Here is a 19158-nt window from a genome sequence, read left to right as displayed (position 1 = left end):
TCCACTCCGGCTCGTCTTTGTCCTCCGAGATGACGCGGACCGTCTCCTCGGTGAGACCCTTCTCCGTCTGGAAGGCAGACTTCTCCTCCTTCTTGAACTCGAAGCGGGCCTCAGTGTTCGTCTCCTCAAGATCGTCTTGTTTTGAGCTCATCGAGATATTCTTCAGAGACTACGAATATAAGCGTGGTGCGCTAGAACACTTCTTTGTAACTTATTGTGGTTTCTTTAACGAAAGAGGACAACCTTGTGAGATTTAATTTGGTTTCTCGACTCAGCAGAATTTAGTGTGTGCGAGAGACCTCTCCTGTACGATCGAAACCAGAGTCACTCGTCAGCGAGAACAACTCGACAACACTGAATGGCCGCCTCGATGTGGCGATCGGCAACCACATCGTCTGTTTCGTCAGCCGACTCGAGCAGTGTGGCAACCTGACGAACCCGTTTCTGTCTGGTTTCAGCGTCAAGGTCGTTACTGGTAGCATCGCGGGCGACGGCTTCGGCCTCCCCGAGCCATCGGTTCGTCGCCGGCGGTACTGGGCGATCTGCGGTCGCAGTTAGATGCGTCGCCAGTGCGTCGACCGCGGCCCGCGGCTCGGTTGGGATGTCTATTTCGTCAGTCATCACTGGCGTATTGGCACCCACTGTGAAGAACTGTTGCCTCAACCTACCCTCCAAATGTTTGAGCATGCTCCAGCTTAGCACGACCGCTTGCTAGCCCATAGTGGGCATCTTCAGGCGCAAGAGAACGTCACAGTTGAGACCGGTCGTCTCAATGTATACGATTCTCGAATTGTTTCGACAAAGCTACGGTCTACCTTCTTCAGCATTTTCGCCGCTTTCACACCTATCTCTCAGTACGGATGCCAAATTAAATATAGCGACATGAGATTTACGCGTCCCGTCTCGAACTGTCTCTCGTTGGTACTAATCCGACAGAATTAGATCGATCCGAGCGATTTCGGCCTCACTCCGGAATTATTACACTCAGCGCTCTCGCAGCACGGGGTATGACGGACTCCGACTGGGGCGACTGGCTGCCGCGCGCGGTCGCGGACGCCGACCCCGACGCGGTGGCGCTGTGGTACCTGGGCTGTAACGGCTTCGCGATCAAGGGGAGCGAGGGGACCGTCCTCTGGATCGACCCGTACGTCGGGACGGGCGACCCCCCGCGGACGGTGCGGATGATCCCGGTTCCCTTCGACCCCGAAGACGTCGACGTCGCGGACGCGGTGCTGGCCACCCACGAGCACACGGACCACGTCCACGGGCCGTCGCAGGCGCCGATCCTCGCCAACACGGACGCCGACCTCGTGGCCCCCGACGACTCGCTCGCGGTCGCCCGCGAGGAGGAGCGCTGGACGGACGAGTACGCCGTCGACGAGGCCGCGTTCACCGAGGTGACGGAGGGGGACGAGCTGCGGATCGGCGAGTTCGCGGTCCACGTCGTCGAGACGCACGACCCGGACGCCACCCACCCGGTGGGCTACGTGATCGAACACGACGCCGGGACGGTGTTCCACGCCGGCGACAGCAAGCCGTCGCCGACGTTCGCGGGGCTCGCCGAGCGGTTCGACATCGACCTCGGTATCCTCGCGTTCGGCTCCGAGGGCACGATCCCCGACAAGGAGACGGGGGAACCGGTCCGAACCAAGTGGTACAGCGACGAGAACGAGATCGCGGCGGCCGCGAACGACCTCGGCCTCGACCGGCTGGTGCCGACCCACTGGGACATGTGGAAGGGGTTGACCGCGGACCCGACCGCGCTCCACGACCACGTGCGGAGCTACGCGTCGCCTGACCGGCTCGAGATAGTCGAGATCGGCGACCGGATCGACCTGTAAACGGGAGTCGAACGGCCGTTTTCGCGGCGATTCGGTTATCAACCACGAAACGCGGCCCGTGGAATTTAAGCCCCTGCTCCGGGACGTGCGGATATGAGCGAACGGACGGCGGAGGCGGCCACGACCGTCGACGAGGACGGCATCCGCGTCGAGAAATCCTTCACTGACGACGCGTTCCCCGTGCCCGCGGTGATGTACACTCTCTATTCACACCGCGAGGACCCCGTACGGGTACGTATCGTCGACCGGATCCCGGAGTCGTTCCCGATGGACCGTGTGGGGTTCCATCCGGAGTACGAGAGCGAGAACTGGACCGCGTACAAGGACCACCGCGTGGAGTTCGAGCGCGTGATAGACCCCGACGAGACCGTCGAGACGGTGTTCGGGATCCGCGACGACGACCCCGACCTCGACGGATTCCTCGGGACGCCCGTGATCGAACACGTGCCCGTCGGCGAGGAGATAGAGGACGTCCTCGGCGCCGGCGACACGGACGCCGTCAGGGAGGTCCTCTCCGGCGACCGCGCGACGCTCCCGGGGATGGCCGAGGACGACGAGCTCCTGCCGGAAGACCCCGCCGAGGAGCCCGCGACGGACGAGGCGGCCGCCGAACCGAGCGACGCGTCCGACGACGATGGGACGCCCGAGCCGGAGCAGGAACCGGAGCCCGACGCGCCCGAACCCCGCGCCGTCGGGAGCGAGAGTACGGCCGCCGTAACGCCGAACGAGGGCGATTCCGCCGTCTCCGCGGTCGAAACGGAGGCCGATCCGGAGTCTGAAGCTGAACCGGAGCCCGACGAAGAGTCGGAGCCCGAAGACGAACCGGAGCCGACGGCCGACGAGGCCGACGAGACGCTCGAGAGCGACGACGCGAACGCGACGGAGTCGGTCGAGGCCTCGGACGACCGAGCCGAGGAAGCCGACGAGACGGCGACGCTGCCCGGAGAGGGCGGCCTCACGGCGGCGCTGGCGAGCGAGATCCGCTCCGGAGCGGCCGACGAGGCGGACGTCGAGACCATCGAGGAGGCGTTCGACGGGGGCGTCCCGCGCAGCGTCGACGTGCGGATCGCCCGGCTCCAGTCGAGCGTGGCCGACATCGAGGCGTACGCCGACGCGCTCGCGGAGTTTATCGACGGCGAGGGGACCGCCCGGGAGATCCTCGACGGGATCGACGAGCGGGTCGACGCGGTCGAGTCCGACGTCGACGCCCTCGACGACCGGCTCGACGCCGCCGCCGACGAGCGCGAGGCGATCGAATCCGACGTGGATCGCGTCGATTCGGCGGTCGACTCCGCCGCGGAGGCGGTCGACGCGGTCGACGAGCGGGTCGACTCCGTCGAGGGCGACGTACAGACGATCGACGCCGACGTCCGCGACGTCGAGGACGACGTCCAGGCGGTCAAGGCGGACGTCGAGTCGGTCGACGAGACCGTCGAATCGGTCCAAGACGCCGTCGACGCCGTCGAGGGCGACGTGGACGACCTCGCCGCCGACGTCGAGCGGGTCGACGGGGAGGCGGACGCCGTCGCGGAGACGGTCGACGACCTGGGCGACGACGTCGAGACGCTGTACGAGGAGGTCGACAAGGCGGCCGAACGCGCCGAGACCGCCGAGGAGACGGCCGAGACCGCCGACGAGGCGGCCGCCGCCGCCGCGGACCGCGTCGACGACGTGGAGTCCGGGCTCGAGCGCTTCGACGAGGAGTTCGACGACCTGTGGGACGACCTCGCGGAGGTCGACTCGCGGCTCACCGACATCGAGGACCGGCTCGGCGACGACCTCGACGACGTCACCGCCGAGATCGACGAGATCAACGACCACCTCGACGAGCTCGACGAGTTCCGGACCCGCCTCAACGAAGCGTTCGGCCCGTAATCGGACGCATACGACCGTCTAACGACTTTCTCTGACTTTGCCGGTGCCACAGCCGGGCCGGCTCCGAAACGCAACCCGTTTCACGTGCGCGGCCGCAGATAGCGCAATGACAGACCCGGTTCCGGTCGCCGTCCCGCGCAAGGGACGCCCGCTCGAAGCGGTGTTAGAGCGGTTCGCGGCCGTGACTGACGGCGAGCGTCTCGACCGGCTCGCGGACGACGTGAGCAACACGCTCCGGTACGAGAAGGCCGTCACGAAGGGCTCGGTCGACGCCGACGAGGGGCCCTACGAGCGGCTGGCGGAGTACTCCGACCCCACGACGCCGACGGAGCCGGAGTTCACGCTGCTGCGCGACGACAGGGACGGGAAGCCGCGCCGGATCGTCTTCGACGCCGCCACGGTCGAATTGGGCGACGTGACGGTCAAACTCGTCGGGCGAGAGGAGCCGTTTCGGGCCCTGCGGACCCACGAGTTCGCGCTCGGATTCGACTCCGCTGACCTCGTCTTGGAGGAAGTAGTCGAGATCAGAGAGCGCGGGCTCGGCACCATCGCCGACATCAACGACCGCATCGACCCGGTCGACACCGACGTGCGGGTCGTGACCGGCCTCGGCGACACGGTGTACCACACGCTGATGGGACGCGAGGACCGGCGGGCCCCGAACACGACGTTCGACCGCGAGTACCTCGCCGACTACGAGGGGCCGCTGTGTATCTCGCCGCGGTACGAGCGCCTCGTCACGGCGGTGTTGGGGACCGGCGCGCTCGACGGCGTGGAGTTCGTCTACCCGGACGCACACGAGGAGGAAGAGGCCGCTATCGCCCGGTCCGGGCTCGGCGTGTACCTCACCGTCACCGGGTCGACGGCCCGAGAACACGGCCTCTCCGTCGGCGAGCACCTGTTCCCGAGCGAGACGGTCCTGATGCGGAACGCGGCCGAGACGGACGACTCCGTCTCCGGCGTCCTCCGCGCGCTCGAACGCGAGGCGGCCGACTCGGAGATCCGCGTCTGACTCCGCGGCGACAATATCGCGACATGCGATATACGTGTTCCTGCTTCGGCGGACTGTTCCGATCTAACTCCTTGTCGGAGAACGCGATTCGCCCTCGAGTATCCGATCAGCCTGCTTCGGGAGATCGCTTCGAGATACGAGTCACTGAGTCGTTCACCGGACGGTGGCCGTCGGTTGGCTGCGATTCCTTCTCGATCGACATCGAGGCGAGTGCGCCACGCCAGACGGCATCACCGGGACACTTCGTCGGAGATTTTCTATATGCGCAATTCTAATACTAGACTACCGCTAAAGTGATACTACATTTCTGGATATACTGATCTACGGAGCCTCATAGCAGGTCTACGCTAGAAGATAAGTGACCTTATCCGGAAATCTGGGATATATTGAAGTGACCGCAACGAGAACCCCCGTCCGAGAGATGGGAGGCGACCGACAGTCGGTGAAGACGTACGTGCCGACGGAACAGAAAGACGTGTGGCGCGACCACGCCGACGAGCTCGACATGTCGCTGAGCGAGTTCGTCAGGACGATGGTCCAGGCCGGGCGGCGGGGGTTCGCGCCGGACGACTCACCGCCGCGCGAGGAACCCGCTTCCGAGCCCTCTGACCCTGGGGGTCACGACCTCGAAAGCGGTGTCCGCGAGGCTCTCGAATCCGGCCCCCGTTCGTGGGACGAACTCGTCGACGCGGTGGTCGGCGACGTGGAGGACGAACTGGAAGCCACGCTCGACGAACTCCAGGATCGGAACCGCGTCCGATACAGCGGTCGCGACGGAGGGTACGTGTTGACCGATGAGTAGCACGCGCGCGGCACCCGACCCCGAAGACCCGGTCGGATACTTCCTCGAGGACCTCACCTACCACGGGAAGACGGACCGAACCAGGGAGGCGTACGAGCGAGTCCTCCGGCGGTTCGAGCGGTTCCTCGACGGCGAGGACCCGGCGTCGGCGTCGCACCGAGACTGTATGTCGTTCGTCCACTCGCTGCGGGGCGACGTCGCGGACAGCACCGTCGCGACCTACGCCGCGTACCTCCACCGGTTCTACGGATACATGACGGAGGTGGGCGCGTTCGACGGGAACCCGATGACGCTCGTCATGGAGGAGATGGACGAGACCGTCGACAAGGACCCCGCCCGTCGCGACGTCTCGATTCCGGCGATGCGGTCGTTCGTCGCCGGGATCCGCCACCCGCTCCACCGCGCGCTCGTGGTGACGCTTCTGAAGACCGGAATGCGGGTCGGCGAGCTGTGTAACCTCGATCTGCGCGACCTCTCGGTCGTCGACGCCGACCTCGAGGCGGCGTACTCGCTCGGGGACCGCCCGGCGCTGTCCGAGCGGCCGGAGTCGGTCTACGTGACGGCCGAGGCCGCGGTCGGCGAGGAACTGAACGGCGAGGTGCGGACGGCCGCGAACAAGCGGAAGCGCGGGACCGTGATCCCGGTCGACGACGAGCTACGTCGCACGCTGAAGCGCTGGCTCGCGGTGCGACCGGACTCCTCGTCGCCGGCCGAGCCGCTGTTCGTCGGCACCGCGGAGGGATGGGGCGAACGGCTGGAACCACAGGCGGTCAGGCACGTCGTGGAGCGGTACGCCAGGGAGGAGGGGTGGTATCGCACGGGGGGCGGCGCCGACGAGAACGTCACGCCACACTACTTCCGCCACTTCTTCACGACGCACCTCCGGGACCGGACCGGCGACCGCGGCGTGGTGAAGTACCTCCGGGGCGACGTCGCCGACGACGTGATCGACACGTACACCCACAACTGGGGGGACCAAGTCCGGGAGACGTACGAGGCGAACGTCTACCGGCTGCTCTCGTAGTCGATTTCTCCTTCTGTCTTCGTGATTCGTCGTTCAGCAGACAACGCTTTCCGTACGACCGCGAACAGATAAATAGTATGTCGCTATACCGAATGTAGGGGTGACCGACCCCTCGGCATCGGCTTGCGAGGGGGCGATCGGCCGCGCGGAGACACCGTGTCACTCATGTGTCGCGAACGGCGTGTGAAACGACGATGGCGCTCCTCGAAGTGACGGCCGCCACCGGGCTCTCGGTAGTCGCCGGAACGGCCGTCACGGCCCTCCTCTGTGTCGGACCGCGACAGGTGTCTCGGGCGATGACCGACGCCGGCGACCGCGTGCGCGAAGTCGCCCCCTACCTCGGGGCGGCGCTCGCGCTGCTCGCGGTCAAACAGCTCACGCAGGGCTACCGGCTGCGGCTCTCGCGGGCCCTCGACTGGAACATCACCGACGAGCTGTACGCGCTCGAAGGCGGGTTCGTAGCCGGGCTCCAGCGGCTGACGCCGGAGGCGACGCTGGAGTTCTTCACCGTGAGCTACATGGTCGGGTTCGCGTTCCTCATCGTCGCGGCGCCGGTGACGTACTTCCTCTCGGCCGACGACGGACGGCGCCACCTGAAGGAACTGCTCGTCGCGTACATGCTGAACTACGCCGTCGGAACCGTCTGCTACACGCTGTTCGTCTCGTACGGCCCGCGGAACTACCTCGACGCGGTGTCGGGGCTGATGTACCGGGTGTACCCGCAGACGCAGGACCTCACCGCGGCGGTGGCGTCGAACACGAACGTGTTCCCGTCGCTTCACACCTCCCTCTCGGTGGCCGTCCTCGCCGTCGCCTGGCGGTCGCGCCGGACCCACCCCCGCTGGACGCCCGTCGCCGCGGCGGTCGCGGGCGCCGTGGTGTTCTCGACGATGTACCTCGGGATCCACTGGCTCACGGACGTGGTCGTCGGCGTCGCCCTCGGCGTCGGGTCCGTGCTCGCCGCGGAGCGGATCGTCGACCGTGCTGAGTCGCCGTCGCTCGCGGCCGAAAGTAACGAGGACCGAGTTGCCGCCGGTCAGGCCGGCGACGACTAGGGGCCTCGGGCCGCGTCGAGAGCCGAGGCTGCGGGAAACGGTGTCGGAGAGAAAGCGGATGCGCGTCGAGGGTCACCCCTCGTCGGGGGTCACTCCTCGTCGATCAGGCTCTCGACCAAGTCCTCGGGGTCGAACAGGGTGATGTCGTCGTATCCCTGTCCGGTCCCGAGGAAGAGGATCGGCTTGCCCGTGACGTACGCGACCGAGATGGCCGCCCCGCCGGAGGAGTCGGCGTCGGCCTTCGTCAGGATCGCGCCGTCTATCGCCGCGGCGTCGTTGAACTCCTTGGCGCGGTTCACCGCGTCCTGGCCCGCGACCGCCTCGTCGACGAACAGCGTCATGTCCGGGTCGACGACGCGGTCGATCTTCTCCAGTTGGGCCATCAGGTCGTCGCTCGTGTGGAGCCGCCCCGCCGTGTCGCCGAGGACGACGTCGACGTCGTTCGCCTCCGCGTACTCGACGCCGTCGTAGATGACGGCCGCCGGGTCGCCGCCCTGGTCGTGGCTGATCAGGTCGCGACCGAGGCGGTCGGCGTGTTCGCGGATCTGCTCGTTCGCGCCCGCGCGGTAGGTGTCGCCGTTCGCGAGGACCGACGAATAGCCCCGGTCGGCGAGCCACTCGGAGAGCTTCGCGATGCTCGTCGTCTTCCCCACGCCGTTGACACCGGTGAAGACGATGGTGACGGGCTTGTCGGCCTCGGCGATCCGCCGTTCGAAGTCGAACTGCCCGACGGCGATCACGTCGAGGAGGGCGTCGTGAAGCGCCGACTCGACGAGCTCGCCGGTCGTCTCGACCTGCTTGCGCGACTCGCCGAGCATGCTCTCGCGGACGCTATCGAGGATCTGCTCGGCGACGCTCATCTCCACGTCGCTCTCGAGCAGCGCCATCTCGAGGTTCCACAGCGGCTCCTCTAAGTCCTCCTCCTCGATGATGATCCGGCCGGTCGCGAACGCCTTCGCGCGCTGGAACGTGCTCGGCTCGTCCGCGTCGGTCTCCGCGGAGTCGGCCGAGGCGTCGCTCGCTCCGGTCTCGGCGGCGGCTCCGTCGGCCGAGGCGTCGCCCGCGTCGGCGGAGCTCTCGGGTGTCTCCTCGTCGTCCGGTGATGCGTCCTCCTCGGACTCCGTGGACTCTTCGACGTCCTCCCGGAAGCCGGAGAGCTTGTCTTTCAGTCCGTCGAACACGGTCGAACCCCCGGGTTACTCCCCGTCGTCTTCCTGCGCCTGCTGCATCTGCTGCATCTGCTGTTGCTGCATCTGCTGTTGCATCTGCTGGGCCTGCTGTTCGAGCTCGTCGCTCTCGGACTCCAGCTCGTCGACCTCCTCCTGCGTCTCCTCGATCCGGTCGTCGAGCGCCTCCTGCTTGCGGCGGAGGACGTCGATGGCGTCGCCCTGCTCCTGCTCCGCGGAGTAGTTCCCGCCGAGCGAGACGATGACCTCGTCGATGTCCTGAACCTCCGCGCGGAGGTACGCGCCGCCGCCGAGCGGCACCTGGACCGTCGCGCCGGTGTCGAGCGTCTCGATGGCCTCGATGGCGTCGTCGATGTCGGCCTTCTCCTCGCGGTAGTCGGCGATCTCGCCCTCGAGGGCCTCGATCTCCTCGTCGAGCGCCTGGATCTCCTGGGAGAGCTGCTGGAGCTGCTGTTGTCCGCCGCCCATCATGCCTCGGACACCTCCTCGATCTCGATCTGGGTGCGCTTCCGGTTGTGCTGGCTCCCGACCGTGGTGTAGATCCGCTCGCGGGCGAGGTCCTCGTTCTCCGCGTCGACGTCCTTCGTGAACGGCTGGTCACCGTCTCGGCTCTGGAACCGTCCACTCACCGTGTAGGTACTCATGTTCCTCGATCCGGCAGGGACAGGGAAGTATCTTCCTAAAAGGGGACAGGCGGATCCGCCGCCGCGAACGACGCGGAGCGGCCGCGAACGGCCGCCCTCACCCGGAGAGGTCCGCGAAGCGGAAGCGGACGACCGCGAGCGCGACGAGGACGGCCGCCGCGGCGGTCAGGATCGCCGCGCCCGCGAGGTCGTACTCGCCCAGCACGAGCACGGCGGAGGGGTCGTAGTGGGCCGTCGGGCTGACGTCGGCCGCCGCCGAGAACTCGGTGCTCGCGACGACCGACTCGAACATGAACAGCGCGAACAGCGCGCCGATCGCGACCCGCTGGGCGACGCCCGGCCTGGCGACGAGCGTCGACACGGCGACCCCCAGCGCGACGCAGGTGAGGTGGTACGGCACCGCGAGCGCGTGGACCGCGAGGAGCCGCTCGACCGCGATCGTCTCGCCGACCGCGACGACCCCGACGTACGCGACGATCGGCAGTAGGACGTTCAGGAGGACGACGAGCGGGACCAACCCGAGGAACCGCCCGATCACCACGTCGCGGCGCGCCACGGGCGCCGACAGCGTGAGGTCCATCCGCCCGGAGGCGACGTCGCCGGCGATCGTCCCCCCCGCGAGGTACGCGAGGTAGAGCCCGACGAGCAGCAGCCACGCGAACTGGTAGAACTCCACCGCGAGGAACCCCTCAATCGAGGAGATGGCGATGATCCCGAACGCCTCCCGGAGCGCGGGCGGGAACGCCTCGACGTACGCGTCGAGGTCGACGTCCGCGGTCGCCAGCGACGGGAAGAAGGCGAGGAACAGCAGGAGGAACGCGGAGAGCAGGCCCGTCGCCACGGCCGACCCGCGGGCCCGCCCGGCGGCGTCGTACCGCGCGATCGCGAGCCACGGGGTCGCGCGGTCGCTCATTCGGCGTCACCTCCGGGCGCGGCGGTCGAATCCGACGGCGTCTCGGCGGCGGTGGTCCCCCCGGACCGCCGTCGCTCGCCGCCGACCGGTCCCGGGACGTCGCCGTCGTAGAAGGTCATGAACGCCTCCTCGAGCGGCGCGTCGACGACGTCGAGGTCGCGGACGGTGTACCCCGAGAGCAGGTCGATCAGCGCGTCGTACTCGCCGGTCCAGGTGAACGAGACGGTCTCGCCGACGCGGAGGTTCATGATCCCGCGGCGCTCGAAGTCGCCGCGTTCGACGTCCTCCGCGACGCGGACACGGACCTGCTTGCCCCCCCGCGAGCGGAGGTCGGAGACGGACTCGACCGCGACGAGGTGCCCCTCCCGGAGGACGCCGACGCGGTCGCAAAGCGCCGCCACCTCGCCGAGGACGTGCGAGGAGAGGAGGACGCTCGCCCCGTCGCCGACGCGCTCGCGGACGAGGCCCGCGAACTCCTCCTGGAGCAGGGGGTCGAGCCCGGAGGTCGGCTCGTCGAGCAGCAGGAGGTCCGGGTCGTGCATGAACGCGGCCACCAGCGCCACCTTCTGCCGGTTCCCCCGCGAGAGGTCGCCGATGCGGCGCGATTCGTCGAGCCCGAACCGCTCGACCAGGCGGTCGCGGCTCGACTCGCCGCGGAGCGCCGCCTGGTGGTCCAGAAACGCCGCGGCGGTGCGGTCGCGGTCGAGCCCCGGGTCTCCGGGGAGGTATCCGATCCGTTCCCGTGCGCGACGCGACTCGACCGGGTCCGTCGCGTCGCGGCCGAGCAGCGTCGCGCCGCCGTCCGTCGGCGACAGGAACCCTAACAGCGTGCGGATCGCGGTCGTCTTCCCCGCGCCGTTCGGGCCGAGGAAGCCGAAGACCTCGCCGTCCTCGACGGCGAACGAGACGTCTTCAATTCCGCGGACGTCGCCGTAGTACTTGGAGAGGCTGCGACACTCAATAGCGGGCATACTGCCCCCAACACCGCTGCGGCTCTTAAATGTGAGAGTACGCGGAGTGTGAGATAACGGCGCGGTCGAGGAGAGCGGGCGGCTCGGCCGAGGAGAACGGGCGGTTCAGTCGATGAACGCGAGCGTCTCTTCGATGCGGCCGAGCTCGGGCCCGGTCGTCTCCTCGCCGACGACGTACCCCTCGTCGGTGGCGATCAGGCCGGAGCCGACGAGCGGCGCGCCGTAGTTGACGGTGCCGAGGTCGGCGCGGACGTCGAGCGCCTCCTCGACAGCCTGAAGCTCGGACTCCGTCGACTGGGGGTGACAGAGCACGCCGGTGTCGTTGGCGACCGCCGCCGTCCCGACCGTGCGGACGTCGCCGAGGTCGCCCCGGGCCACCGGGACGTCGAGCGCCGTCTTGATCGTCTGGATCGACTCGCGCGAGAGGTCCGGGTGGACGTACGCGCCGTAGTCGTTCGCGAGGACGACGTTGCCGGCGGCGTTGATCTCGCCGGGGAGCTCGTGGACCGGCGCGCCGGCGGCGTCGGCGATTCGGTCCTTCTCGCGTTCGGTCGCGCGCGACGAGACGAGGATCCCGTTCTCGTTGCCCGTCGCGAGGGCGCCGACCGTGTTGGACCTCCCGACCGTCGTCAGCAGCGGCTCTGCGCCGAGTTCCGCCCCGAGGTCCTCGGCGAGCGCCTCGTCGACGTCCGGCCGGACCAGCAGGAGGTCGTCCACGGCGCGGGCGAACACGCCCACGTACGACGAGCCGGTGAAGGTCGCCCGTAACACGTTATTCGGCGTGTTCGGCTTCGACGACCGGCTCGCCGTCCTCGACGAACCGGGCCGCGCGGACCCGCACGCTGCTGGGCGGGTTCTGTCGCCCGTTCTCCCAGACGGCCTCGTTGACGGACCCGTCGATGATCACGTCGGACTCGTCGACGGAGAAGTGCTTCGCGAGGTGCTGGCGCGTGATCTTCATCGCGTAGTCGGCGCGCTGCTGGACGGGCTTCTCCTTGGCGTCGCGGAGCGGGACGGTGACGACGCGCTCCTCGAAGTCGTTCGTCGACATTTACTCGTCCAGGTCGTTCCGACGCCAGTTGCGCCGCTTGGGGTTTCGCGTCACGTTCATGTCCGTCTTCATCATGACCCACGCGGGGACGCGGGTGTTCTGGCGCTCCGCCTTCGCCAGACGCTTCTTTTGAGCCTTCGACTTGTCTCCCATAGTGGCGCACACTTTCCACGGGGCGCATAAAACCCCTTCCATACGACCCGCCCCAGACGGTCGCGAGCCGCCGTCGCTCCCGGGGAGTCGCTCCGTCGCGATCGTTACAATTCTCGCTCGGCGATCCCCGCGTAGATCCGACGGCAGCGGTCGAGGGCCGCGAGGCTCGCGCTCTCGGTGTCGGTGTGCGCCTCGCCCGGCTCGGAGGCCCCGCAGACGAGACAGTCGGTGCCGGCCTGCGCGAGCCAGCCGGCGTCCGTCGCGTGCGGCTTGGTGACGTGTTCGGGCGCGTCGAGGCCCGGCTCGTCATGGACCGCGCGGGCGACGTCGAGGGCGGCGTCCGCGAACGCGGCGTCGCCGCAGGCCATCGGCGGGAGGTCCTGATCGACGACGTGCTCGACGCCGGCCGTCGCGTCGGCGACGCCGGCCAGGTCCGCGCGGACGCCCGGCACGGTGCGCTCGTCGACGGTCGCCTCGCAGCGCTCCGGGATCACGTTCCACGTCTCGCCGCCGTCGACGATCGTGACCGCGAGCGACCCGGAGACGTCGTTCCCGAGGACCGTCGCCTCGGGCGCGTCGAGCCCGCGGACCGCGTCGATCGCGTCGCAGGCGCGGTAGATCGCGTTCTCGCCCGCGTCCGGCTCGGAGGCGTGCGCCGCCTCCCCGTGCGCGACGAGCCGCGACCCCCGGCGGCCGCGGTGGGCGACGACGACGTCCGTCACGCCCGGCTTCGAGTAGTTCGTCGACCCCTCGGCGACGACCGCGCGGTCCGGTGCGAACCCGGCGTCGATCGCGTGCCGCGCCCCCTCCCCGCCGACCTCCTCGCCGACGAACGAGGCGAATATCAGTTCTCGACCCGCGGGCGGCGTCGCGTCCCGGAACGAGAGCATCGCGGCCGCGACCGACCCCTTCATGTCGGCCGTGCCCCGGCCGTAGATCCGGCCGTCGCGCCGCTCGACGACGTACTCGCCCCCCGTCCCCTCGCCGGTCGTCTGCTCGGGCGCGGGCGGGACGACGTCGTGGTGGCCGACGAACGCGAGCGAGTCGGCGTCCGGGTCGTCTGTCGCGCCCGCGAACGCGAGCACGTTGCCGGCGTCGTCGCGCTCGACGGTCGCGTCCGTCTCCGCGCGCAGCCACTCCTCGATCGCGTCGCCGGCCGCCGTCTCGTCCTCGTGGGAGGGGATCGAGACGAGCCGCTCGGTGAGGTCCGCGAGTTCGTCCATGGGCTCAGTGACGGCCGTCGGCGCATAAGCGCGTCCCTCGCGCCGGGCGCGGCGAGCGCGGGGAGCCTGACCGCCGCGGGCGACCGACGCTCAGGTGGTGAACAGCTCCGTGTCGTCGGGCACCGCGAACAGCCCGAGCCGGACCCCGGCGTCGAGCCAGCCGTACCCGTACGAGTAGGAGGCGAGCGCGTTCACCGGGTCGCCGTCGGCGCGGAAGTGGCGGCCGTCGTCGAGGTACGACTCGGCCATCTCCGTCACGTCCGCCGCGGCCTCGCCCAGCGGCGTGTCCGCCGGCGGGCGCGGCTCCGCGGCGGCCAGCGCGTCCGCGAGCATCCGCTCGTAGCGGTCCGTCTTCTCCTCCAAGTCGGCGGCCATGCCCGACTGTTCCGTCGGGCGGACAAAAGCGGCGGGGTCGGGGGCAGTCGAGGCGGCGCGACCGCGGCGGCGGACGCGCGGCGCGTCGGCACGACCGACCCGAAGCCTTTCACGCCGCCCGTGCGAGTCGCAGCCATGAGCGAAGCCGCGGCGTGCGCCTACGTCCACGACGTCAGCGGCGACCGCTTCGACGACGTCGACGGCGGGGCGTGGGCGTGTCCGCGCGACGCCCTGCCCGATACCGACCACTGCGTCTTCCACCAGCCGGTCCGGGCGCTCTCCGAGCGAGGCGTCACGGCCGAGCGCGTCGGCGCGGCGATCGTCGACGTCGTCGAGTCCGGTACCGAGAACAGGCTGTTCGGGGCCGTCTGCCCGGGGATCGACCTCGAGTACGCGGTCGTCGACGGCGAGACGACGCACCCCATCGACCTCCGCGAGTCGTGGATCCTCGGCGACGTCGAGTGCCACAACTGCCGGTTCGCGAACGTCGTCCGGTTCGACGGGTCGGTGTTCGAGTCCCGGGCCGCGTTCGAGGACGGGAGCTTCGGCGCCAGCGCGAGGTTCACCGGGGTCGAGTTCCGCGGGCCGGTCTCGTTCAACCTGACCGCGTTCCGGCGCTGGGCGGACCTCGAGGACGCGACGTTCCGCGACGAGGCCGTCTTCCGCGGCGCGGCGTTCGAGAAGGGGCTGTTCGGCGTCGGCGTGACGTTCCGCGGAGCGGCGGACTTCATGAACGCCGAGTTCCACTCGGTCGCGAACTTCTACGAGGCGACGTTCGAGCGCGGCGGGCTGTTCTCCTCGGCGACGTTCCGCGGCGACGCGAAGTTCACGGCGAGCGAGCTCGGCGCGCCGGTGGCCGTGGGGACGAACTTCGTCGACGACCCGTCGCTCGCGGGCTCAAGCCTGCCGTACAGCGACGGGGCGATCCCCGGGACGTGTCTGGTGCTCACGTCCGGGGTCTGCGTCGGCGATGTCCAGCTGGCCGACGCGACCGCCGAGTCCCGGATCCTCCTCAGGGACGTCGACCTCCGGGGCGACGTCGAACTGCGGGAGCTGACCGCCCGGGGAGATGGGCCGGTCACCGTCGACTTCCGGAACGTCGACGCCGTCTCGGGCGTGATCGAGGTCGCGGGGGACCACGCGTTCGACTTCGGGGGGAGCGTCGTCGGCGACGTCCTGCTGGAGGGAGCCGCGTCGGCGGAGCCGGACCTCGAGCGGTTCCGGTTCGAGAACGCCGTCTTCGACGGGTTCGACTTCGGCGCGTACCGGTCGCTGTTCGACCGGCTGGAGTGGCGGCTCCACGGGGACGACGAGGCGACGCCGGCGGAGCGCGAGAACACGTACCTCCGGGCGAAGAACGGCGCGGTCGACGTCGGCGAGAACACCGCGGCGCGCGAGTTCCACTTCCGAGAGATGCTCAACCGCGGCCGGTCGTACCGCCGCGCGGCGTTCGGCGCGGGCGACTCGGACCGGCGGGAGGCTGACGGGCGGGCGCGGCTCCGCTTCGCGCGGAAGTGGCTGAGCAACCAGGTGCTCCGGTACACGTGCGGCTACGGCGAGCGCGCCGGGCGCGTGGTGTACGCCTCGGTGGCCGTCATCGCCTTCTACGCGGCGGCGTACGCCTGGCTCGGCGTCGATCTGACGTACCGGGGGCCGCTCGCGGCGCTCGCGTTCAGCTTCCAGTCGTTCAACGCGCTCGTGTTGGGGATCCCGGAGGTGTCGACGCCGGTTCTGGGCGTCGTCGTCGCCAGCGAGGCGTTCATCGGGCCGTTCTTCGTGGCGCTGTTCGTCTTCGCGATCACGCAGTCCGTCGGGCGCTGACGCCGCCGGGGAATGGCGACGCGCCCCGTGAGATTTTATTCCTCACACACCCACGATTCGGACGGATGAGTCCCCGCAGTCGCCGCTCCCTAACGGGGCGGTCCGCCCTCGCAGTCGTGGTCGCGACGAACCTCCTCCCACTTGCCGGCGTCGTCGGGTTCGGCTGGCGCGTCGGCGAGCTCCTCGCGGTGTACTGGATCGAGGTCGCCGTCCTGGTGATCGCCCACAGCGCGGCCGCGATGTTCGCCGAGCGGCCGATCCGGCTCGAGGGCCGCTCGTTCTACATCACCGGCTACGACGAGGACGCCGAGCGCGACGAGGTGTGGGAGCGCGAGCCGGAGCCGATCCGCCTCGTCTCGTGGCTCCCCCCGATCTACCGCCGGAACTTCCGCGTCGTCCGCCGCTCGCTCGGCGTCTTCGTCTTCCTGCTGTTCCCGCTCGTGGCGGTCGGCTGGGACGCGCTCTCGTATCTCACGCCCACCGTCGGGCTGGCGGCGCTCGGCGTCTGCGGCGCGCAGGTCGCGGAGGTGCGCCGGGAGTTCTTCGCCGAGCGCGCCTACGAGGAGCGGTCGCCGTACATGGTCGTCGAGGCCGCCCAGCGCGTCGTCTTCTTCTACTTCGTCGTCGGGATGCTGACGGTCGTCCCGGTCACCTTCGGGATCTTCGCCGTCGAGGCGGCGCTGGCTCCCGGGCTCCTCGACGGCGTGGCCGACGTGGCCGGCGTCGAGGTCCTCCTCCTGCCGTACCTGCTCCCGATCGCGCTCGGGAAGGCGCTCGTCGAGTGGAGCCGTCGCCGCGCCTTCCGCGAGGACGACCCGGACGGCGTCGCGACATGGTTCACGGGCGAGGACGCCAGGCGCGAGTGGAAGAAAGACGAGGAGTCGGTCGGAGACGGCTGAGCGCGCGAAGGGCGGTCGCGGCGCCGAAAGCGCAACGCCGATACGCTCGGCCGCGAAACGGCGGGGCATGTACGAGGCCGTTCACGCCCACCCCGACGGGGAGGCGACCGTCGCGCGCCACGCCGCGACCGCCGCTCGGCAGGGGTACGACGGGATCGTGGTGCGGTCGCGCGACGCGCTGGCGGCGGCCGGCGACGGCGGTCCGAGCGCGGCCGACCGCGACCGGAGCCCGGCCCGCGACCCGGACGCGCTCCGCGAGGAGTACGGGATCGACGTGGTCGACGCGGTCGAGATCGACGCCGACGACCCGACGAGCGCCTCCGGAGCGGTCGGGAACTACCGCTCCGACCGGACCGTGGTCTGCGTGGTCGGCGGCGACGACGCGCTGAACCGGTTCGCGGTCGAGCAGGCCCGCGTCGACGTCCTCGTCCGGCCGATGGCGGGCGGCGGCGACTTCAACCACGTCCTCGCGAAGGCGGCGCGCGACAACGGCGTCCGCGTCGAGTTCGACTTCGGTCCCGCCCTCCGCGAGACCGGGGGGAAGCGGGTCCGGGCGCTCGCCGACCTCCGGAAGCTCCGCGAGATCGTCGGCCACTACGACGCGCCGTACGTCGTGAGCGCGAACGCGGGGTCGCACCTCGAGCTCCGCGCGCCCCGCGAGTTGGTCGCGGTCGGCGAGGCGATCGGCTTCGACGCCGAGGCCGTCCGCGAGGGGCTCCGGGCGTGGGGGAACCTGGCCGAGCGTAACCGGGACCGGCGCTCCGAGGGCTTCATGGAGCCGGGGGTCCGACGTGGCAGGTATGAAGAAGACGGTTGCTGAACACGCCGAGCGGTTCTCCGAGAAGGCCGCGGCGTACGACGACTCGAAGAGCGACGAGTACCACGCCTGCGCGAGCCTCGTGATCGACCACGCCTCGCCGGAGTCGGACGACGTCGTCCTCGACCTGGGGGCCGGGACCGGGGCCATCGCGCTGGCGGTCGCCGAGGACGCCGACCGCGTCCTCGCCCGCGACATCAGCGAGGGGATGATGGACGAGGGGCGAAAGAAAGCGGCGGAGCGCGGCCTCGACAACGTCGAGTTCGCGTACGGCGAGTTCCGGGATCCCGGACTCGACGCGGACCGGGACGTCGACGTCGTCACCTCGAACTTCGCGCTCCACCACCTCGCGGACGACGAGAAGCGCGAGGCGATCCGGGTGATGAGCGGGACGGGCGCGCGGCGGATCGTCCTCGGCGACGTGGCCTTCTTCGAGGAGCCCGACCCAGAGGCCCCGTTCTACAGCCCGGAGGTCGACGACCCCGCGACGGTCGGCACGCTGGTCGAGGCGTTCACCGACGAGGGGTTCGCGGTGACGGCCGTCGAGCGCGTCCACGACCAGGTGGCGGTGATCGTCGCGGAGCGGATCCGCGAGCTCCCGGCGTGATCCCGCCGTGAAACACCTCCCGAAACACCTCCGGCCGCGGTGGCGGTACCTCGCGGTGGGGATCGAGTCGTGGGCGGACGCGGCGATCGGGCGGCGCGCGTTCCAGCGCGCGCTGTGGTACAGCGCCGGCAACCTGCTCGGCGACGCCGGCAGCGCCGACGCCGACCTGACGCTGCTGTCGTTCGCGCACGCCGACGGGGCCGGGGAGGCGGTCGTCAGGGCCAGACACGGCCACGTCGACGAGGCGCGCGCCGCGGTCGCCTGCGTGAGCGAGGTCGACGGCGATCCGGTCGGGATCCGTGTGCGGGGGATTTCGGGGACGGTACGTGCCTGTGAGGAAAGATATATGGGTCGCGCGACCGCCAGTTCGACACAGCGAGACGTCGCGTTCGGCGGCGCCGAGCGGCCCGCCGTCGTGCGCGGAGACGCGTGCGACGTGACGGCCGAGTCGGACCGGATCGGCGCGACGACCTTCGACATCGAGTGATATCATGCAGGGCCAATCCCAACAGCAGGCGTACGACCGCGGCATCACAATCTTCTCTCCGGACGGCCGACTCTACCAGGTCGAGTACGCCCGGGAGGCGGTGAAACGGGGGACGGCGAGCGTCGGGATCCGCGCCGAGGACGGCGTCGTCCTCGCGGCCGACAAGCGCGCCCGCTCCCCGCTGATGGAGCCGGAGAGCATCGAGAAGCTCCACAAGGCCGACGACCACGTCGGCGTCGCGAGCGCGGGCCACGTCGCCGACGCCCGCCAGCTCATCGACTTCGCGCGCCGGCAGGCGCAGGTGAACCGCCTCCGCTACGGCGAGCCGGTGGGCATCGAGACGCTGACGAAGAACATCACCGACCACATCCAGCAGTACACGCAGGTCGGCGGCGCGCGCC

General features: G+C 69.6%; 23 protein-coding genes and 1 pseudogene. 12 read left to right on the top strand and 12 right to left on the bottom strand.

Translation table 11 applies throughout. From position 1 onward, the window contains the following. Both Q0116_RS05585 and Q0116_RS05580 read right to left on the bottom strand, forming a co-directional pair. Positions 1-151: pseudogene (locus Q0116_RS05585) on the bottom strand (Fe-S cluster assembly protein SufB); the annotation flags it as partial. 173 nt (positions 152-324) lie between these two features. Beyond that, positions 325-621, bottom strand: a complete 297-nt coding sequence (locus tag Q0116_RS05580; protein ID WP_297886310.1) for a hypothetical protein — start codon at positions 619-621, stop codon at positions 325-327. Positions 622-1007: 386 nt separating this feature from the next. On the opposite strand from Q0116_RS05580, the gene Q0116_RS05575 reads away from it, so the two are divergent. The 6 genes from Q0116_RS05575 (at position 1008) to Q0116_RS05550 (ending at position 7609) form a co-directional block, all read left to right on the top strand. Then, positions 1008-1841, top strand: coding sequence for an MBL fold metallo-hydrolase (locus Q0116_RS05575; RefSeq protein WP_297886309.1), 834 nt, complete (start codon positions 1008-1010; stop codon positions 1839-1841). Positions 1842-1934: 93 nt separating this feature from the next. Then, entirely contained in the window at positions 1935-3716 is a 1782-nt protein-coding gene (locus tag Q0116_RS05570; RefSeq protein WP_297886308.1) for an alanine-zipper protein, read from the top strand. A gap of 106 nt (positions 3717-3822) precedes the next feature. Next, positions 3823-4728 carry a hypothetical protein gene (locus Q0116_RS05565; RefSeq protein ID WP_297886306.1) on the top strand — a complete coding sequence of 302 codons (906 nt, stop codon included), beginning with the start codon at positions 3823-3825 and terminating at the stop codon, positions 4726-4728. Between the two features lie 421 nt (positions 4729-5149). Then, entirely contained in the window at positions 5150-5530 is a 381-nt protein-coding gene (locus tag Q0116_RS05560) for a DUF5805 domain-containing protein (RefSeq protein ID WP_297886305.1), read from the top strand. Then, entirely contained in the window at positions 5523-6554 is a 1032-nt protein-coding gene (locus tag Q0116_RS05555; protein WP_297886303.1) for a tyrosine-type recombinase/integrase, read from the top strand. The genes Q0116_RS05560 and Q0116_RS05555 overlap by 8 nt, the downstream gene beginning before the upstream one ends. Positions 6555-6748: 194 nt before the next feature. Beyond that, a complete protein-coding gene (locus Q0116_RS05550; protein ID WP_297886301.1) occupies positions 6749-7609 on the top strand; it encodes a phosphatase PAP2 family protein in 861 nt (286 codons plus the stop codon). A gap of 89 nt (positions 7610-7698) precedes the next feature. Here the strand turns inward: Q0116_RS05550 and ftsY are convergent, their stop codons facing one another. The 10 genes from ftsY to Q0116_RS05500 form a co-directional block, all read right to left on the bottom strand. Then, positions 7699-8790, bottom strand: coding sequence for a signal recognition particle-docking protein FtsY (gene ftsY / locus Q0116_RS05545; RefSeq protein WP_297886300.1), 1092 nt, complete (start codon positions 8788-8790; stop codon positions 7699-7701). Positions 8791-8805: 15 nt separating this feature from the next. Continuing rightward, positions 8806-9264, bottom strand: a complete 459-nt coding sequence (gene pfdA / locus Q0116_RS05540; RefSeq protein WP_297886311.1) for a prefoldin subunit alpha — start codon at positions 9262-9264, stop codon at positions 8806-8808. Beyond that, entirely contained in the window at positions 9264-9440 is a 177-nt protein-coding gene (gene rpl18a / locus Q0116_RS05535) for a 50S ribosomal protein L18Ae (RefSeq protein ID WP_049911083.1), read from the bottom strand. Before rpl18a ends, pfdA begins: the two co-directional genes overlap by 1 nt. 97 nt (positions 9441-9537) lie before the next feature. Further along, positions 9538-10353 carry an ABC transporter permease subunit gene (locus Q0116_RS05530; RefSeq protein ID WP_297886296.1) on the bottom strand — a complete coding sequence of 272 codons (816 nt, stop codon included), beginning with the start codon at positions 10351-10353 and terminating at the stop codon, positions 9538-9540. After that, complete coding sequence (locus Q0116_RS05525) at positions 10350-11324, bottom strand: ABC transporter ATP-binding protein (RefSeq protein WP_297886294.1); 975 nt, start codon at positions 11322-11324, stop codon at positions 10350-10352. The genes Q0116_RS05530 and Q0116_RS05525 overlap by 4 nt, the downstream gene beginning before the upstream one ends. Positions 11325-11429: 105 nt before the next feature. Next, the gene (locus Q0116_RS05520; protein ID WP_297886292.1) at positions 11430-12095 is read right to left on the bottom strand and encodes a translation initiation factor IF-6; all 666 of its coding nucleotides are present in this window, start codon (positions 12093-12095) and stop codon (positions 11430-11432) included. Between the two features lies 1 nt (position 12096). Beyond that, complete coding sequence (locus Q0116_RS05515) at positions 12097-12375, bottom strand: 50S ribosomal protein L31e (RefSeq protein WP_297886290.1); 279 nt, start codon at positions 12373-12375, stop codon at positions 12097-12099. Further along, positions 12376-12528 (bottom strand): 50S ribosomal protein L39e, encoded by a 153-nt coding sequence (locus Q0116_RS05510; RefSeq protein WP_004050128.1) that lies wholly within the window; start codon positions 12526-12528, stop codon positions 12376-12378. A gap of 104 nt (positions 12529-12632) precedes the next feature. Further along, a complete protein-coding gene (locus Q0116_RS05505) occupies positions 12633-13751 on the bottom strand; it encodes a M20 family metallopeptidase (RefSeq protein ID WP_297886266.1) in 1119 nt (372 codons plus the stop codon). Between the two features lie 90 nt (positions 13752-13841). Beyond that, a complete protein-coding gene (locus Q0116_RS05500; RefSeq protein WP_297886264.1) occupies positions 13842-14126 on the bottom strand; it encodes a DUF357 domain-containing protein in 285 nt (94 codons plus the stop codon). A 135-nt stretch (positions 14127-14261) separates the two neighbouring features. Between Q0116_RS05500 and Q0116_RS05495 the strand changes: the two genes are divergently transcribed. The 6 genes from Q0116_RS05495 to Q0116_RS05470 all read left to right on the top strand — a co-directional run. Beyond that, entirely contained in the window at positions 14262-15947 is a 1686-nt protein-coding gene (locus tag Q0116_RS05495) for a pentapeptide repeat-containing protein (RefSeq protein ID WP_297886262.1), read from the top strand. A 65-nt stretch (positions 15948-16012) separates the two neighbouring features. After that, positions 16013-16846 carry a DUF6498-containing protein gene (locus Q0116_RS05490; protein WP_297886260.1) on the top strand — a complete coding sequence of 278 codons (834 nt, stop codon included), beginning with the start codon at positions 16013-16015 and terminating at the stop codon, positions 16844-16846. A 67-nt stretch (positions 16847-16913) separates the two neighbouring features. Beyond that, entirely contained in the window at positions 16914-17666 is a 753-nt protein-coding gene (locus tag Q0116_RS05485) for an RNase P subunit p30 family protein (RefSeq protein WP_297886258.1), read from the top strand. Further along, positions 17647-18270, top strand: a complete 624-nt coding sequence (locus Q0116_RS05480; RefSeq protein WP_297886257.1) for a class I SAM-dependent methyltransferase — start codon at positions 17647-17649, stop codon at positions 18268-18270. Before Q0116_RS05485 ends, Q0116_RS05480 begins: the two co-directional genes overlap by 20 nt. Positions 18271-18277: 7 nt before the next feature. Continuing rightward, complete coding sequence (locus Q0116_RS05475) at positions 18278-18757, top strand: Rpp14/Pop5 family protein (RefSeq protein WP_297886256.1); 480 nt, start codon at positions 18278-18280, stop codon at positions 18755-18757. Positions 18758-18761: 4 nt separating this feature from the next. Continuing rightward, a partial coding sequence (locus tag Q0116_RS05470) for an archaeal proteasome endopeptidase complex subunit alpha (protein ID WP_297886254.1) occupies positions 18762-19158 on the top strand: 397 nt, incomplete at its 3' end.

The organism is uncultured Halorubrum sp., from assembly GCF_937146585.1.
GTDB lineage: Archaea > Halobacteriota > Halobacteria > Halobacteriales > Haloferacaceae > Halorubrum > Halorubrum miltondacostae.
Note: the sequence above shows the minus strand (reverse complement) of the source record. Positions and strands in the feature narration are given on the sequence as shown.